This is a genomic window from Nostoc sp., assembly GCF_036917515.1.
GTDB lineage: Bacteria > Cyanobacteriota > Cyanobacteriia > Cyanobacteriales > Nostocaceae > Nostoc.
The window spans coordinates 1-16724 of sequence record NZ_JBALDE010000149.1 but is presented as its reverse complement, the minus strand read 5'-3'; the positions used below and the strand labels follow the sequence as shown (position 1 = coordinate 16724).

Annotated in this window: 14 protein-coding genes; 7 read left to right on the top strand and 7 right to left on the bottom strand. The window is 42.3% G+C overall.

What is annotated here, in order from left to right; all coding sequences use genetic code 11:
- Window positions 1–179: 179 nt before the first annotated feature.
- From V7K89_RS19255 to V7K89_RS19235, 5 genes are all read right to left on the bottom strand, one after another.
- Window positions 180–1529 (bottom strand): PAS domain-containing sensor histidine kinase, encoded by a 1350-nt coding sequence (locus V7K89_RS19255; protein ID WP_335189857.1) that lies wholly within the window; start codon window positions 1527–1529, stop codon window positions 180–182.
- A gap of 366 nt (window positions 1530–1895) precedes the next feature.
- Window positions 1896–4883, bottom strand: a complete 2988-nt coding sequence (gene pgmB, locus V7K89_RS19250) for a beta-phosphoglucomutase (protein ID WP_335189854.1) — start codon at window positions 4881–4883, stop codon at window positions 1896–1898.
- A 42-nt stretch (window positions 4884–4925) separates the two neighbouring features.
- Window positions 4926–5333, bottom strand: coding sequence for a hypothetical protein (locus V7K89_RS19245; protein WP_335189852.1), 408 nt, complete (start codon window positions 5331–5333; stop codon window positions 4926–4928).
- 52 nt (window positions 5334–5385) lie between these two features.
- On the bottom strand, window positions 5386–7794 hold the full coding sequence (locus V7K89_RS19240) for a sucrose synthase (RefSeq protein WP_335189850.1): 2409 nt from the start codon (window positions 7792–7794) through the stop codon (window positions 5386–5388).
- A gap of 556 nt (window positions 7795–8350) precedes the next feature.
- On the bottom strand, window positions 8351–8572 hold the full coding sequence (locus tag V7K89_RS19235) for a DUF4327 family protein (RefSeq protein ID WP_335189848.1): 222 nt from the start codon (window positions 8570–8572) through the stop codon (window positions 8351–8353).
- A 594-nt stretch (window positions 8573–9166) separates the two neighbouring features.
- Between V7K89_RS19235 and V7K89_RS19230 the strand changes: the two genes are divergently transcribed.
- Window positions 9167–10399: a cysteine desulfurase-like protein gene (locus tag V7K89_RS19230; protein WP_335189846.1), complete on the top strand. Its 1233-nt coding sequence runs from the start codon at window positions 9167–9169 to the stop codon at window positions 10397–10399.
- A gap of 141 nt (window positions 10400–10540) precedes the next feature.
- On the opposite strand, the gene V7K89_RS19225 is transcribed toward V7K89_RS19230, so the two are convergent.
- Both V7K89_RS19225 and V7K89_RS19220 read right to left on the bottom strand, forming a co-directional pair.
- Window positions 10541–11797 (bottom strand): molybdopterin molybdotransferase MoeA, encoded by a 1257-nt coding sequence (locus tag V7K89_RS19225; protein ID WP_335189844.1) that lies wholly within the window; start codon window positions 11795–11797, stop codon window positions 10541–10543.
- Window positions 11798–11820: 23 nt separating this feature from the next.
- Window positions 11821–12447 (bottom strand): PEP-CTERM sorting domain-containing protein, encoded by a 627-nt coding sequence (locus tag V7K89_RS19220; RefSeq protein WP_335189842.1) that lies wholly within the window; start codon window positions 12445–12447, stop codon window positions 11821–11823.
- A 295-nt stretch (window positions 12448–12742) separates the two neighbouring features.
- Here V7K89_RS19220 and V7K89_RS19215 point away from each other — a divergent pair, with 295 nt between their 5' ends.
- The 6 genes from V7K89_RS19215 to V7K89_RS19190 all read left to right on the top strand — a co-directional run bounded on the left by V7K89_RS19215 (window position 12743) and on the right by V7K89_RS19190 (window position 16635).
- Window positions 12743–12886: a hypothetical protein gene (locus V7K89_RS19215; RefSeq protein WP_335189840.1), complete on the top strand. Its 144-nt coding sequence runs from the start codon at window positions 12743–12745 to the stop codon at window positions 12884–12886.
- Window positions 12883–13440 carry an RDD family protein gene (locus V7K89_RS19210; protein ID WP_334909522.1) on the top strand — a complete coding sequence of 186 codons (558 nt, stop codon included), beginning with the start codon at window positions 12883–12885 and terminating at the stop codon, window positions 13438–13440. The genes V7K89_RS19215 and V7K89_RS19210 overlap by 4 nt, the downstream gene beginning before the upstream one ends.
- 43 nt (window positions 13441–13483) lie before the next feature.
- Complete coding sequence (gene rpmG / locus V7K89_RS19205; protein ID WP_335189837.1) at window positions 13484–13678, top strand: 50S ribosomal protein L33; 195 nt, start codon at window positions 13484–13486, stop codon at window positions 13676–13678.
- Window positions 13679–13683: 5 nt separating this feature from the next.
- Window positions 13684–13899, top strand: a complete 216-nt coding sequence (gene rpsR / locus V7K89_RS19200) for a 30S ribosomal protein S18 (protein ID WP_012411240.1) — start codon at window positions 13684–13686, stop codon at window positions 13897–13899.
- A gap of 106 nt (window positions 13900–14005) precedes the next feature.
- A complete protein-coding gene (locus V7K89_RS19195; RefSeq protein ID WP_335189835.1) occupies window positions 14006–16066 on the top strand; it encodes a ribonuclease catalytic domain-containing protein in 2061 nt (686 codons plus the stop codon).
- A gap of 263 nt (window positions 16067–16329) precedes the next feature.
- On the top strand, window positions 16330–16635 hold the full coding sequence (locus V7K89_RS19190) for a hypothetical protein (protein WP_335189833.1): 306 nt from the start codon (window positions 16330–16332) through the stop codon (window positions 16633–16635).
- Window positions 16636–16724 lie beyond the last annotated feature (89 nt).

Genomic DNA, 16724 nt, shown 5'->3' with positions numbered 1-16724 from the left:
GCTCATATTTAAACATACAAAGTCTTTGAGTTTGTTTCCCTAAGCTACTGCCAAGAAAAACTTTAAAATCAACCTATTGTTGACCGGCTAACTCCACTTTAAAGACCTTCTAGCATACAAGCAATTACTTTTGTTTTTAAATTCAATAAAAAAAAGTGATTGATTAGTATATTTAGGCGTTATGTATGCAAATTTCTCGAAAATGGCAGAATGACTGTAAAGGTAGTTCCCACACCGATCGCACTTTTGACAGTAATCTCGCCGCCGTGTAAATCTACAGCCTGCTTGACGATGGACATCCCTAATCCCATTCCTGGGATATTGGCTGTATTACTGGCGCGATGGAAGGGTTCAAAGATGTGTTCAATGTCAGAAGCAGGAATGCCAATACCACAGTCTTGAGTCTGGAATATAGCTTGCTCGTTGGCAGTGGTGACAGAAAACTTAACCGTACTACCAATGGGAGAGTATTTTAGACAATTCGAGAATAAATTACTCAAGATTTGGCGCAGTAGTTTCGCGTCTAAGTTAGCTTTTATGCTTTGACACTCACTGCTAAAAGCGATCGCATGTTGTGAGCGATCGCTCTGTTGTAATTCTTCTAATAAATCGCGGCAAAATTCCACTAAATTTATCGGTGTTGGATTAAACTCTAACTTGGCTGTTTCATCCTGACTCACCATCAATACATCATCCAACAACTGGGTTATATGCATAACTGATGTTTGAATGCGATGCAGGTGGGTTTGTTGTCGCTCTTGGCTCCAGAGGTGGCGATAATGTTCTAGTAGTTCCGCAGAAGAGTGGATAGTAGCCAAAGGGGTGCGAAACTCATGGGAGGTGATGGTGAGCAAGCGGGATGTAAGTTCGCTAAACTGCCTTTCTTTAGCAAGTGCTTGTCGCATCGCCTCTTCTGCCCATTGCAGCTTGGCTTGGGTTCGCTTGCTTTCGTTAATATCCCGCAATAGCCAGCGCAGACCAACTAACTCATTGTATTGATTACGGATAGCAACCACCTTAACCGCAGCCATAATAGGTGTTTTGTCACGCGGTCGTAGGTTTACTTCCCACTCTTGCATTTTCCAGTCTGGGAATTGAGCGCGATCGCGCAGATGAGTTAGTTTCAAATGAAAAGCAATTATTTCTTTCTCAATTACAAAAATCCCGATGAATTTGCCCAATAACGAACTTTTAGAAATGTTAAGTAGAGTGGTGGCGGCTGAGTTAGCTTCCTGAATTATTCCTTTTGTATCAGTTACAAAATAAGCGTCTGGTACTTCCTCAAATAGTTCTTGGTAGCGTTGACTTTGTGCTACCAAGGCTTGTTGAGTATTGGATAATTCTTCATTCTGTTGCTTTAAATCTTGATTCACTAGTTGCAGTTCTTCCAAAGCTAGGTAAACTTCTTTGAATACTGCGGTAGCAAGCTCAATATCTGCTTGTGCTTTTTGCTGTTCACTCTGACGTTGCAAGAGGGCGACGCGCTTACGCATATTCTCTATCTGCAAAGCCAAATCGTCCAAACTCACGCTCTTGCTCCTAATTGCTAAAGTTGGATTTTATTTTAGATTCTCCATTTAGACAATCTTAGCTTTTAGAGGTTTAGTAGTTATCAGTAATCTCAGCGTAGTATTAATTCTTTGGGATGATTAGGACTTAGCGACTTCCAAATAAAAAAATATCCCATCGCTTTAAGGGCAGGGGGCAGGGAGCAGGGGGAGAGAAAGTCGTAGTGAAGTTCAGAAATTGAATAATTTATTTTTTGGAGTTACCTTAATACAGCAGAATTCAGAAGTAAAACACGCTTTCACCTAACTTTAAAATTTAGCTTGTGTACTTCACCTGACTTAAAATCTGCTGTAAGTAATCAAGCGGTTCTCATTTGTTCACTGTTTTTATCTGGAAATGTTACTCAATTGCTCTTGAAGGTCTGCCCATTTAGCACCTGCTAGGCTGGACAAGACAATATGAGCGGCTCCAACTCGTTCAACGGGGCCGAGTCCTATTGCCCACATACCAGCAGCTAGAGCGGCTTCAACACCTGCTGCGGCATCTTCTACAACTACAGATTGCGCTGGTTCGATTCCTAGCTGCTTGGCTGCGTACAGAAATAGGTCGGGTGCTGGCTTGGGTTCTTGTACGCTGTAACCATCTGCGATCGCATCTACTTTGTCCATAATGCCCAATCGCTCTAGCACTGGGCGGGCATTTTTACTCCCTGAGCCAATACCGATTTTAATACCAGCTTGCCGCAGTTCATCCAACAAAGCGATCGCACCTGGTAACAAATCCTGGGGTGTCATGTTTTGGATCAATTCTATATAGTAGCGATTTTTACGCTCCATCATCTCCTCAATTTGTGCTTCCGAATACGGTCTATTCCCAAGAATCAGCATCAGAGAAGCACGACGGGATACACCCCGCAGGGCTTCGTTAGCTTCTCGATTAAACGGTATACCCTCTTCATCTGCTAGCTTCTGCCAAGCTAGATAGTGAAGTTCTGCTGTATCTGTTAGTACACCATCTAGGTCGAAGATGAATCCTTGGATATTGGGCATGGGGGATGGGGCATGGGGCATTGGGGATTGGGCATTGGGGATTGGGAATTGGGCATTGGTTATTCCCCTTGTCCCCTCGTCCCCTTGTCCCCTTGTCCCTTTGTCCCCTTGTCCCCTTGTCCCCAGTCCTCCATGCAAATCGAAGTCGTGCCATTTCCCGCGCCAGTGCAGTTTAAACTTTAAGCGCGTCCAGCCAGGGGGGAGGTGAGGGTTGGCTACAGGGCCATTTTCAGTTAATTGGATGCCGCCGAATCCAAAAATTACAGCTTGCCAAATGCCACCAGCACTAGCGCCGTGAATTCCATCGTTGGTGTTACCTCGGTTATCTTCAAGATCCACCATTAACGCCTGTATAAACTGTTTGTAAGCTTCAATTGATTTGCCCAAATCGGAAGCTAAAATCGCTTGAACTGCTGGCCCAAGAGACGAACCATAAGTAATATCAGTGCGGGGTGCGTAGTAGTCCCAGTTTGTCTGCAATGCTTTTTCGTTGTAGGGAAAATCTGCTGATTCGCGCATTAAATATAGGAGCATTAATACGTCTGGTTGTTTGAGTACTTGAGATTTGTTGGTTTTCTCCATACCCAAGATCGGTTGCATGGAGCGATCGCGTGGTTCATAATCTGCTAAGTTGATATCTTCCAATTGGAAAAATCCCTCGAATTGCTCGATTAGTTCTGTTGATGGGTCATGGAAAAACAATATTTTGGCGATGATATCTTGCCAGTGCGATCGCTCCTCTGGGGTCAGCTTTAGTTTCTCTTCTAGTTCGGTGGCTCGTTCGGGGAATTTGTGAACCAACCAATCATAAACTGCGATCGCTTTCTCTAGATGCCATTGCGCCATCCGGTTTGTAAAGGCGTTGTTGTGGACGAATTCATGGTATTCATCGGCTCCGATTACTCCCTGAATTTCATACCGTTCGCGCTCAGAATTAAATTCCACCCGGCTACCCCAAAAAATCGCGGCATCCAAGATCGTCTCTGCGCCGTAGCTTTGCATCCAGTCATCATCACCAGTCGCTTGCCAGTAGTTCCAGACTGCGTAGGGGATATCTGCATTGATATGAATTTCGCGATCGCGACACCAAATCCGCACGTCTTCACCATAAAAATCACTACCGATAGCCCAACGTGGTGTCACTTCATCTCCAGAATCAGCACTTTCCCAAGCAAACATTGCCCCTTTATAACCGTAATGGGCTGCCTTGCGTCTAGCTCCTGGTAAGGTGTGCCAACGGTAACTGAGTAAATTACGGGCGATCGCTGGTTGGGTAAACAAAAATAGGGGCTGTATAAAAATTTCTGTATCCCAAAAGATATGACCGCGATAGCCAAACCCCGAAAGGGTTTTAGCAGGAATACTCACCTTGTCATCATGGCGTGGGGCAGCAATCAGCAGCTGAAACAGATTGTAGCGAACAGCAAAAGTAGCTGTGCTATCCCCCTCAATCAGGATATCACTTTGCTGCCAAACCTCATCCCATGCCTGTTTATGAGCTTTTAGTAATGTTGCGTAGTCTGGCAGGTGTGTGAGTTTTTCTTGAGCTGCTGAAACTGGTGTTTCAATCTCCCGCGAAGTAAAAACTGTCACAAGTTTTTCCACCGTTACGGTCTGCTGCCTTTTAGCCATAAAGGTCGTACTCAAGGTAGGATAACCAGGTGGGGTATTGACTTGCAAAGGTGCTTCAGTGCCTAGTATTGTCATTTTAGCTGCCATACCGAGTTCAATTCGGGAACTGCGGGTGCGGCGTTGCAACCAGATTCCTTGGTTAATCTTACCCTGGTCTAATTCTTCCCAGTGATTTAAACCCTGATTTTCGGGATAGCCGTTGATACTAGCTTGAATTTCGATTAACCCCTCAAAATCTACTGGCGTTACATCGCAGCGTAACGCCAACACGTGCGGATCTGCAAGACTAGCAAAGCGTTGAAAGCTGATATCTACGGTATTCCCACTAGGAGAACGCCAACGCACAGCACGAATCAGTAATCCTTGGCGTAAATCAAGCTGGCGATCGTAGCTCAATATCTCACCTTGATCGAGACGGAAGCGATCGCCATTCACAATCACTACCAAGGGTAGCCAGTCAGGGCAATTTACCAGTTCAGTGTACACCACAGGCACATCATCGTAGACACCGTGAATAAAAGTAGCTGGCAATGCATGAGGATAACCTTCCTCAAAACAGCCTCTTGTTCCCAGGTATCCATTACCGATTGTAAAGACGGTTTCTTTGGAGTGCAATTGCTCAGGGTCAAACTGGGTTTCGATTAATATCCAGTCTGTGTAGATAAAATGGCGAGAACGAGCTTTTGTTTGCATAAATTGGGGACTGGTAATTTTGAGTTTTTGAGCTAGATGAATCTAGTTCCGAAGTGGATGAATCCAGTTTAAAGGTGGATGAATCCAGTTCCAAGGTGGATGAACGGAGTTCCGAGGTGGATGAATCCAGTTCCAAGGTAGATGAACGGAGTTCCGAGGTGGATGAACGGAGTTCAAAGGTGGATGAACGGAGTTCCGAGGTGGATGAATCCAGTTCCAAGGTGGATGAACGGAGTTCCGAGGTGGATGAATCCAGTTCCAAGGTGGATGAACGGAGTTCCGAGGTAGATGAATCCAGTTCCAAGGTGGATGAACGGAGTTCCGAGGTGGATGAATCCAGTTCCAAGGTAGATAAACGGAGTTCCGAGGTGGATGAATCCAGTTCCAAGGTGGATAAACGGAGTTCCGAGGTGGATGAATCCAGTTCCAAGGTGGATAAACGGAGTTCAAAGGTGGATGAATCCAGTTCTAACTCTCCCCTGCTCCCCTGCTCCCCACTCCCTCATCCCCCCTTATCCTTTTCCAAAATCTTTTCGGCTCTGGGTTTATAAATGAGATGAAATAAGGTTTCCATGTAGCGATCTCTAGCTTCGTTATTTTCAGGAGCAACAAAGTTCCAAAAACTAAACATTTTAGCAAGCAGTAGTAATTGATTGCTATGTAAATGCCAATTATATTTGTGATGAATTCGCTGACTCATCCATTCTGAAACTTCTTGCCAGTATTCAGCATGAGTACCGCATTGTTCAAGGAAGTCTAAAATTTTCGTTGCTGTTCCTTCTAAATCTGTAGGATTAACATTAAATTGGTTTTCTTTGTTCTCGATAATTTCTAAAGAACCGCCAAATTGAGTGGCGAAAGTTGGCAAGCCGGAAATCATCGCTTCCAAAATGCTCCGCCCGAAGGATTCAAAGAGGGCAAAATGGACATAAATTCCCTGAGAGTCGGCAACTACCCGGTAAGCTTCGCCAAGGTCGCAAGTCGGTATACGCATCCCTATCCAGCGAATATTACCATAGAGATGATATTGATCAATGATGTAGTGAAGTTTTTGGATTTCTTCTGCTTCTTCTGGGTTTGTAGCTTCATGTGGATGCAGTTTCCCACTTAAGAGGATCAGGTTACAATGCTCTTGCAACGGCTGACTTTGACCAAAGCATTCAGCTAACCCAGTGAGATTTTTGATTGAAGTGACGGAAGCAGCAGCAAAGATTGGTCGCTTATTAAAGTTCTCTAAGTGACCTAATATTTGGGGATCTTCGCGGATAAAGAGTAAGTCGTGAATTTTGGTGCCAAGGTTAATATCTCGGTCTTCTTTGTGGCTATAGGGAAAGAAAATATTTTCATTTACTCCCGGTGGCACTAAGTTGAATTTAGGACTAAACAAATCAATGCCATCAACCACATGATACAACTGCGGCATTGTAAACCACTTGTACGACTCGTATTGACCTATGGTGTCGGGTGTGCCAACAATTTCTTGATAGGACGATGTGATGATAAAGTCGGCTGCATTCATGCTAATCAAATCGGCAGTGAATTGTGCTGAGAAGTGATATTGGTCTTCTAAATCTTGCCAATATAAATTACTGAATAGATGTTTAGGTTTCTCCAAAGAATGGGCAATGTTGCACTGGGTAACTTTCATTCTACGAGATAGGAGAAAGGCTACTAAGTTACCGTCACTGTAATTGCCAACAATCAGATTAGGTTTACTTTGGAATTGAGCTAGTAATTCTTTTTCTGCATCAAGCGCAAATTGTTCTAAATAAGGCCAAATTTCAAATTTAGAAATCCAATTATTGGTGATTTCTGGATTGAATTCACCAAAAGGAACACGCAATATCCAAGCATTCTCAGTATCTTGAACTTTTTCTAAGCGGAGGTTACAAAATGTGCCTTCACAGTTAGGAATTAGTCGAGTGAGAATAATTACATGAGGTTTAATGCCTAGCTGGTCGAGTCCAGCGAGTTTGATTTGTTCGCGCAACTCGTTTTCTAAGCTGCGAGCTTGTTCGAGGACGTAAATAACTTGACCGAGTGTTTCATCTCTTCCCAAAACATCTTCCTGTCCCACCCAGCCGTGGATGGAGATGAGGACGACGCGAAAGACGGCGGGGACGCGAGCTACAAATGTTTCTAAGATGCCGGGTTCCGGGGAGTAAATGAGTCGGTCGAGGAGTTGTAAAGTTTCAGAGACTCGCGCCGCAGTGTTACCCCAGCCTGGCTCAAAGCCGAGTTCTTGGAGGTCAAAGCGGAATTTTTCATAAGGTTCATCAGGCGATCGCTCGCTCAGAAATTTCAGCGCTTGCTTAACTTGTTTGGCTAACTGAATACCGGTGGGAATGCGATCGCTTAACAATAGGCGAATACCATTGTATTGCAGCCTATGTAATGCTTGAAATAACATTTCTACCCAATATTGAGGGTCAGTCAACAATTGATTGCATAGGTAACGGTTGAGAAAGGCTAAACCTTGACCAATATTTCTAGCGTCGTCAATTCTTGGAGAACTCTCATAGAAGGGGTGGAGGTCGATTTCCAGGATATGGGGTTGGTAGCGATTGACTAGACGGTCTCTCACATCTAACAGCGCTTGAGACGTCATCTGCTCAAACCTGCTATCAGCTGTCAGTTGCCAAACTTCTTGATTCGCAATCTTCGGTCGAATCACCAACCAAGTACTTTCCTCTTCAAGAATTATTTCGTGGGTATATTGTATTAGTTTACCAAGAGAAGAAGAGTAGTAAAAATAGGCTGGTTTTTGAGATTGATGACAGTAGTCGCCAAAGAAAAGTAAAATCTCATTTCTTAGGAAATAATGCTTACCTGAAGCACTCAAGGTATAAATCAACTGATGTAGAGCAGTTTTTTCATCACCGTGGGAGACAGCTTGAATTAGTTCATACATGATGACGAATTCCAGAAATTTAGTTAGGTAACGACCTCATTTTTCTTTTTAGTCTCGGTTTTGTGAGGTCTATTACCTCCGCGATGATAGATTACAATAAAAATCTTTGCTTCTAGCCCTGGGATGAAAGGCTGTGATAACTTTAAGTCTAGGGGATGATGGAAAAGTGAGAATTATTAAATAAGTTTTCTTCTCAATCAGATATAAAATACTATTCTCGATGTAAGTATTAAAGCAAAATTGGAGCGATCGCTAGTACAACATTACCCCATAAATAAATTAAATCCAGCAAGTTTTAGCAGAATAAAATCAAATGCAATACCAATTTTCTGTGAGGCTGCACATTCTTTTGACCCCTCCCAACCTCTCCGATGCATTGAGGAGGTGCCGCAGGCGGTGGGATTCTTTCTATGCGTCTTCATTTGGAAATGGTCTTACTTTAATAATCTCTTGCTTATAACCCCCGATTAATTCGAGGGTTTTTAATGTTGAAAAATTAATTTGTAATTTTGATTTTATTAGGATGCAGCTAATGGTGGTTTAGCTTTATGCAGCCTTAATCGTCTTCCCACGTTTCCTGATTCAGTAGATCAATAATTCTATCTCTGAGTAGAAATTCGTTTTTTTCTAACTCAAGTTCAAAATTAATCCAGTCACGATGAGGAATATATTTACAAAGGGTATAAATTGGCTGCTGACGGTTAACAAGTCTCTTTTTAACAAGTTGAAGTGCTTCTTTCTTGATAACCTTGATGTCATATTTAATTATAGTGTTCATAGGTCGTTCCTTTGTTTTTAGTCAAGGAATTAAGACTCAAAACAATAGTTGCTTTGACTCTCCCTTAAACTTATCAAATAAAACTGGCGGAAATTGTGAAGAATCAAGACATTAAAGTTGCTGGAAGTTAGAATCCACCATATTTCAACTTCTCTATTAAGAGACTATACCAACATGATATACAGAAAGACCCCACTACCTTCTCCTTAGTAAAGGTCGCTATTATATTGAGCGGACTGACATTACTTGTTCACTCTTAGCGTTGCTGCGATAAAAGCAAGTGGGGTGAAGATTAGGGAGGAGTATAACTTGGATAGTTACAAATAGTAAGATACTCTTTGTCAGTCTAAGTATACTCTCTCTAGATAGGTTCTTGCAGAAGACATCACCAGAAATTAAATAATATGCATTATATATAGAACCCTTGTAAAGACATAGCATTGCTACATCTCTTAATATTCTTTTTCACCAGATGTCTAGGGCAAGAAGGCTGGCACAACAAGCTGCAAACATCAAAAGAGAATGTAGATGTTCTCCAGGCAACTTGTCAGAAGGTAGGATAGGGTAAAGAAGATTCTCTAGAGAACTTATACTATGCTCTTGAATCTTGATAAAGTTCGTCAATATTTTCCCACTCTAGCTGGTGAATGGACTTTTTTTGATAATGCTGGTGGGTCACAAACCCTGAAAAAAGTAGTAGATAGAATTAGCGAATTTCTTCTAAGTTCTGATGTCCAACCAGGAGCTTCTTATGCGATTTCTCAACTTGCAGGAGAACGATTAGCTTTAGCAACTAGGGGAATAGCTACTTTGATTAATGCCAATTCTTCTAAAGAAGTGGTCATGGGCCCATCTACTACAATGATGTTAAAAGTTCTTTCAATTTGCCTGGGTCAAACCTTCACACCTGGTGATGAGGTTATTGTTACTAATTGTGACCATGAGGCTAATATTGGTGCTTGGGTCGCTCTTGAAAAACAAGGAATGAAGGTTAAAGTATGGAAAGTTCGCCCAGATACTTTGGAACTTCATTTAGCAGATTTAGAACCATTGATGAGTCAGCGCACAAAACTGGTAGCCTTGACTCATGCTTCTAATGTTCTGGGAACGATCAACCCAATCAAAGAAATTGCTGCATTTGTACACGATCGCAACGCCATGATTTGTGTAGATGGTGTAGCTTATGCACCTCACAGATTAGTTGATGTCCAGGATTTAGATGTTGATTTCTATACTTTGAGTTTTTATAAAGTCTATGGGCCTCACCATGCCTTACTTTATAGTAAAGAAGAACATTTATTAAGATTGCCTGGTCTTAACCATTATTTTATTGACCAGACAGACATACCTTATAAATTTCAGTTAGGGAATGTGAATTTTGAATTAAGCTATGGAATGTTAGGTTTATGTGATTATTTAAGTGAATTAGCACAACTGCACTATGGGAATGAAACGGCTCCTGATTTGAGAAATAAAATGGTGCAAGCGTTTGATTTAATTAGCATACATGAAGAAAAAATTAGCGATCGCCTCCTAAATTACCTCAACAGTAAGCCTAATGTGCGAGTGATTGGTCAATCAAAGGCTGATCGTCAAACCCGTGTACCAACTATATCTTTTGTCGTCGATGGAATAAATAGCTCGACTATTCCGGCAAAAATTGACCAACATTATATTGGGATTCGCTACGGGGACTTTTATGCTAAACGGCTGATTGAATATCTGGGGTTAGCCTCGCAAGGTGGAATAGTCCGGGTGAGTATGGTGCATTACAACACAATTGAGGAGGTTAACAGTTTAATTGAGGCTTTTGAGCAAGTATTTTAAGATTGGGCATTGGGCATTGAAAAGATACAGGGTAGACAAGGAAGAGGAAGAAGAACAGGAAAAGATTTATTCAATAATTCCTCCTTGTCCCCTTGTCCCCTTGTCCCCTTGTCCCCTTGTCCCCTTGTCCCCTTGTCCCCATTATTCATTACTAAGCTGCAAAACTTGCACCTCTTCTTGTGGATAAATTAATGTTTTACCCACAGGGAGAACAGCTAAGGCATTGGTTTGAGCTAAATTAATTAAATTGCCGGAACTATGACTACCACCAGCTTTGTGAAATTCGTAAACTCCATCAACTAAATGCAATTTACCCCAAAGGTAAGTTTCCCGCTTGCCATTTGATCGCAACTCATCGTGCGATCGCACTTTCAAAAATACTGGTTCCCAACCTTCAGTAATTCCCGAAAGTTTTTTGATTGCTGGTAGTACAAACCGCCAATATGTCACCAATACAGCAGCAGGATTTCCTGGTAAGCCAAAATAGAGTGGGAATACGCGATTAATCGCATTTGTACTGGGGAAAGTGGCGACAGTCAGAGGTTTTCCTGGACTAATTTCCACAGTCCGAATGTGGATTTTTGCTTTTAGTGACTCTAAAATTTTGTCAACATAGTCATAATCTCCCACTGAGACACCACCAGAAGAGATAACTATATCAGCGATCGCAATAGCGTGGGCAATAACTTTCTCCAAAGCAACTGGATCGTCTTTCACAATTCCGAAAATTAACGGTTCTGCGCCACTTTCCTTTACCAAAGCTGCCAGCGCATACTGATTAGAATCTACAATTTGCCCTGGTTGCAACGGTTGATCGACTGTCATCAACTCATCACCAGTGGAAAAAATTGCCACACGCGGGCGGCGATAAACACTTAATTGCGGACACTGTGCTGCTGCCAATACGCCAATTTCTGAGGCATTTAATTTAATTCCTGCTGGTAGTAGTTGTGTTCCAGCTTGATAAAAAGATGCTTGGTGTCTGACAAATTCTTGCGGTTTTGGTGCAGCTAGAATAAATACGCGATTTTCCTCGCGGCGTGTCTTCTCTTGCATGACTACAGTATCCGCACCTGCTGGGATTGCTGCACCCGTGAAAATTCGTGCGGCTTGCCCTGGTTGAATTGTAGACTTGGGCTGATACCCAGCTGGAATCTCTTCAACAATTTCTAAAATAGCTGGTTGTTCAGCGCTAGAGTGCTGTACATCTTCGTAGCGAACTGCGTAACCATCCATTGCTGAATTATCCCAATGAGGAAAATCTAGCTGACTGGTGACAGGTGTTGCCAAAATGCGACTATTTGCTGTCAATAAATCTACAACTTCTGTATCCCGTTGACGATCCAACGGCTGCACCAAATTTAAAATAATTGCTTGTGCATCGCTGACTGATAACATAGCGATCGCCTCCAACTTTTCTTTTATTCTTGGATAGCTTTGTCTAGATTTCTACGAGCGGTAAATCCCAAGCTACACACTACTAGTAAACCAATAATTATGCTTCCTTCGGGGACTTTGGATACCTGAACCGAATTGTTGCTTAAATCTAGTATTTGCTTTGTGCCTGCTGCATCTCTATTGTTAAAACCAAAGTCTTTAGCTAGAACCTCATTACTAAAACCTTCATCTATGAGTGCGAGATTATTATTGAGCCATGAGTCACCAGGAGACTCATCATCCTTGCCAACATCAAATGGGCCAAAGATTTTCTGGGTAGTGCTATCAAAGTTGAATCTCAAATAGCCGTAGCTAGATATCCCACTAACCACTGGGGTGAAACTATTGATGAGATTACTCAAGGGATCAAAAAAGGAAATTGAGAGAGATTGCAAGTTCTTCGTAGCTCCCAAGCCTGTTTCAGAAATGAAGCTGGGAGCAGTTGTTGTATCGTAGTTAAATGAACCTTTAGCTGAATAACCAGTGTCTCCTTTCCAGTTAAAGTTAAACTCAGCAGCATGAGCTAGGTCGTTAATGGTTATGGCGATCGCTAACGCTAAAGCAGTAGTCGTCACCATACTAATAGCTGTTCTAGTAAATAGATGTGTCATCAATGCAACCCCGAAATTAATTAAAATTAAGTTTCTACAACAATATAATACAGATGTACAACCCTACTGTGTGTTGCATCCATTAGTGTAACGGTTAAGTAAGTCGGGGAGAATAAACCCAACTATATTAAGAAACGTAAAGATACCTGAAACCCTTACAAATGAACTATGACAAATGACAAATGACAATTCTTGCTAGTTAGCTTTATTTGCATCGCTCAACTTATGTAAGATGTTTACTAAGTATCAGCAGAGTATCAAAACTGCCATAGGAGCTTAATCCTATTTTTGAGTTATGCAGTTGTTAGTTGCACAAATTTTTGTTGACTGGTTTTTGTTCTTTTATAGCGCAGCAACTAGCCGAGTCATCATCTTAATATTAAAAACAGGAGCGATCGCTATTTCCCAACCCCTAAATAAAAATACTTGTTTTGTATGACAATCGAACGAGTTCCTCAAAAACACTATCCCAAGGCTGAGATTGGGCGACGAGGTATGGCATTGGGACTTGATTTCCTTGGTGTCTGGTTAATCAGTTCTCTACTGGGAGGCAGCGATATCGGGATTCAATTTGTTGAAATTTTAGTTTTTGTAATACTTTGGCTGGTTTTGCGGGTGCTGGTGGTATACAACAACCAAGGGCAAAGTTTAGGGCGTTGGGCGTTCGATTTAAAAGTGTTGGAAGTTGAAGATGGGGAAGTAGTGGGTAGAATTCCAGATTTGCCCTCACTGCTGAAGCGAGAAGCGATTATCGGCTTGGGTGCTTTATTAGTGTCAATTGCCCTAAGTAATATTAGAGCTAATCCCACTGCTATACTGCTAGTAATTCCCCTGGCAATTGATTGCGGCACTGCCTTCTCTGATACCCAGATGCGGCAGGCTTTACATGATCGCTATTGTGGAACTTTCATCGTTTCGTCGCGTCGTGGCTACTCGCTCGATATCAAAATAAAAAGATTAGTTGAAAATATGCGGCGAAATGTGAGAAGATAGTCATTTGTGTTAATTCTCTTCAGGCTTCACTGTTTGTAAGATTATGGCTAAGAGTAAAGGTGTCCGCATTATTATCACACTAGAGTGTACTGAGTGCCGGACAAATGTAGATAAGCGTTCTGCTGGTGTTTCACGTTATACCAGTACAAAGAATCGCCGCAACACCACTAACAGGCTAGAACTGAAAAAGTTCTGTACTCACTGCAACAAACATACCGTTCACAAGGAAATTAAGTAAAAAAGATGAGTTATTTCCGTCGTCGCCTTTCTCCGATCAAGCCAGGAGAACCAATCGATTATAAAGATGTTGATTTATTGCGTAAGTTTGTCACCGAGCGGGGAAAGATACTGCCACGTCGGATTACTGGACTTACATCTCAGCAACAGCGAGAGTTGACATTAGCAATTAAACGTTCGCGGATTGTAGCATTGTTGCCATTTATCAATGCGGAAGGCTAAAAAGAGTGATGAGTTATAAGTGATGAGTTAAAAAATCAAAACTTCTAACTCCTAACTCCTAACTTAAAACTATTTAAACTGTTCACCAAATTAGAGTGCGAGAGTTGTGGAGAAGGGGACGCTAGTTGAATTTAGGGTTCAAGGCGATCGCCGTCTGGGCATCGTAGAACGTCCAGACGGTAAAACTCGCTGGTTTGTGGTAGACGACCGTGGTCAATCCCACAGCCTCGCGCCTAGACAAATAACCTATACAGTTACCGGACAGACTTACAAACCCTCTGAGATTGCCAGCTTTTTGGAGCAGATTAAGCCTTATTTAGACCCATCTAGCTTAGAAGTGGCTTGGGAATTACTGGTTGAAGATGGGGAAACAGTCACGCCAGACCAAATGGCGAATCTGCTATTTTCGGAATCAGCCCCACCTCCTTGTTATGCCGCCTATTGCTTGTTATCAGACGATAAGCTTTATTTCAAGCAAAAAGGAGACGCTTACGAGCCAAGAACTGCTGCTCAAGTGGCAGAACGCCAGCACCAACTGGAAGTAGAGGCACTAAAAGCTAAAGGACAGCAGGAATTTTTAGCTCGTGTAGAGCAGGCACTTAAAGGTGAAGCAGTAGAGTGGCAGCGCCACGATCGCCAACGCCTAGAAGGACTAGAAAAATACGCAGCGCTGATAGCTGACACTGTGCGGACGGGGGTTAATTATGACTCCTTAGCTCGCGCTTATCCGCCCAGCGCTCCAGTATTAGAAACTATGACCATGCTGGGACGACCCACAACACCCCAAGGAGCCTTTCAACTATTGGTGGATTTGGGTTATTGGAGTCCTTATGAAAACTTGTTCCTGCGTCGTTCTTCAATTCCGATTCAATTTCCTCATAAGGTATTAGAAGTGGCGCAACAACGTTTGGATTTCCCGCCAATTGACTCAGATACAAACCGCCTTGATCTGACTCACCTGAAGGTTTACACCATTGATGATGAAACTACCACAGAGATCGACGATGGTCTAAGTTGGGAAGTACTACCCGATGGACGGGAACGCTTGTGGGTGCATATCGCTGATCCTACTAGATGGTTAGTACCGGAAGATGAATTAGATTTGGAAGCCAGAAAGCGCGGTAGTACAGTCTATTTACCTACGGGAATGATTCCCATGTTTCCAGAGGTATTGGCAACTGGACCAATGAGTCTGATCCAGGGAAGAGTTTGTTGCGCTCTCAGCTTCGGGATTATTTTAGGTATAACTGGGGCAGTAGAAGATTACAGCATTCATACGAGCTTGATTAAGCCGACTTATCGCCTCACCTACGAAGATGTAGATGAAATGCTGCAATTACGGGTACAAGCAGAACCGGAAATTGCTGCGATCGCCACTTGGGCACAGCGGCGCAAAGCTTGGCGTTACGCTCAAGGGGCAATTAGCATTACTATGCCCGAAGCAACGATCAAAGTCAAAGGTGACGAGATCGATATTGACATTTTAGATGATTCTCCATCGCGGCAATTGGTAGCAGAAATGATGATAGTTGCCGGTGAAGTTGCAGCTCGTTATGGTAAAACTCATAACATACCTTTGCCCTTTCGCGGTCAACCGCAACCAGAATTACCTCCAGATGAGGAATTGCTTTTACTTCCAGCCGGATTCGTTCGTGCTTGCGCCATGCGTCGTTGTATGCCCAAGAGTGAAATGAGCATTACGCCTTTGCGTCATGCTGGTTTGGGCTTGGATACCTACACTCAAGCAACCTCTCCCATCCGCCGCTACAGTGACTTACTCACCCACTTCCAACTTAAAGCCCATTTGCGGGGTGAAGTTCTGCCATTTACCGCAGATCAACTTAAAGAAGTGATGATGACTGTCACTAGCATCACCCAAGAGGTGACGATGGTGGAACGACAAACTAATAGATATTATGCACTAGAGTATTTACGCCGTCATCCAGAGGAAACTTGGGATGTGACAGTGTTGATGTGGCTGCGAGAAGACAGCAACTTAGCCCTAATTTTGTTAGAAGATTTGGGCTTGCAGTTGCCAATGGCCTTCAAACGTTCTGTGAACTTAGGCGAACAGATAGTGGTGAAAGTTAGCCACGCCGATCCACAAAAAGATATGATCCAGTTCCAAGAAATAATCTATCAAGAAGCCCAAACAGCGGCAAATTAACTAATATTGTCATTTGTCATTCGTAATACTCGCTACAGGCTAGTATTATCAATTACGAATTATTTTAACTTTGCTCCAACTCGTTTCGGTTAGTATATAGAGTAAATGGAATGAGGTAATAATTGTAAATGTATCTTTGACCCCAGAACTAGAGCAGTTGGTTAAGGATAAAGTTAATAATGGTTGATATCACTTAGTGAGTGAGGTGATGGGTGAAGCATTAGATTATATTTGATGTAGAGCGATCGCTATCTCTAGCCAGTATGTTAGGAAATAATCACAAAGTAATTATTTTTGATACCACCATGCGTGATGGAGAATTGACGCCTGGTGTAAAGATGAATTTACAACAAAAAATTATCATCTCCCAATTGCTTGAAGAAATAGGAGTAGATATTATTGAAGTTGGTTATCCAGGAAGTTATCAAAAAGATTTTAATGAAGTTTTTAATATTTCTAAAATAATTAAAAATTCTACTGTTTGTGGGCTAGCTAGTTCTAATTTAGATGAAATAATCACTCTTGCTGAAGCAATTAAACCAGCGATCAGAGGTAGAATTCACACTTAGAGGATGTTTTAAAAGTCCAAGAAAGTAAAAACTCATGCGAGTCGTCGAAGCATAATACGTATCATCGCAATATAAATAAAAGTCTCGGA

Excerpts from the sequence above, each read along its gene's own strand:
- rpmG (WP_335189837.1), top strand. The coding sequence starts at position 13,484 with ATGGCTAAGAGTAAAGGTGTCCGCATTATTATCACACTAGAGTGTACT.
- V7K89_RS19240 (WP_335189850.1), bottom strand. The coding sequence starts at position 7,794 with ATGTATGAACTAATTCAAGCTGTCTCCCACGGTGATGAAAAAACTGCT.
- pgmB (WP_335189854.1), bottom strand. The coding sequence starts at position 4,883 with ATGCAAACAAAAGCTCGTTCTCGCCATTTTATCTACACAGACTGGATA.
- V7K89_RS19235 (WP_335189848.1), bottom strand. The coding sequence starts at position 8,572 with ATGAACACTATAATTAAATATGACATCAAGGTTATCAAGAAAGAAGCA.
- V7K89_RS19220 (WP_335189842.1), bottom strand. The coding sequence starts at position 12,447 with ATGACACATCTATTTACTAGAACAGCTATTAGTATGGTGACGACTACT.
- V7K89_RS19230 (WP_335189846.1), top strand. The coding sequence starts at position 9,167 with ATGCTCTTGAATCTTGATAAAGTTCGTCAATATTTTCCCACTCTAGCT.
- V7K89_RS19225 (WP_335189844.1), bottom strand. The coding sequence starts at position 11,797 with ATGTTATCAGTCAGCGATGCACAAGCAATTATTTTAAATTTGGTGCAG.
- rpsR (WP_012411240.1), top strand. The coding sequence starts at position 13,684 with ATGAGTTATTTCCGTCGTCGCCTTTCTCCGATCAAGCCAGGAGAACCA.
- V7K89_RS19210 (WP_334909522.1), top strand. The coding sequence starts at position 12,883 with ATGACAATCGAACGAGTTCCTCAAAAACACTATCCCAAGGCTGAGATT.
- V7K89_RS19190 (WP_335189833.1), top strand. The coding sequence starts at position 16,330 with ATGTTAGGAAATAATCACAAAGTAATTATTTTTGATACCACCATGCGT.
- V7K89_RS19215 (WP_335189840.1), top strand. The coding sequence starts at position 12,743 with ATGCAGTTGTTAGTTGCACAAATTTTTGTTGACTGGTTTTTGTTCTTT.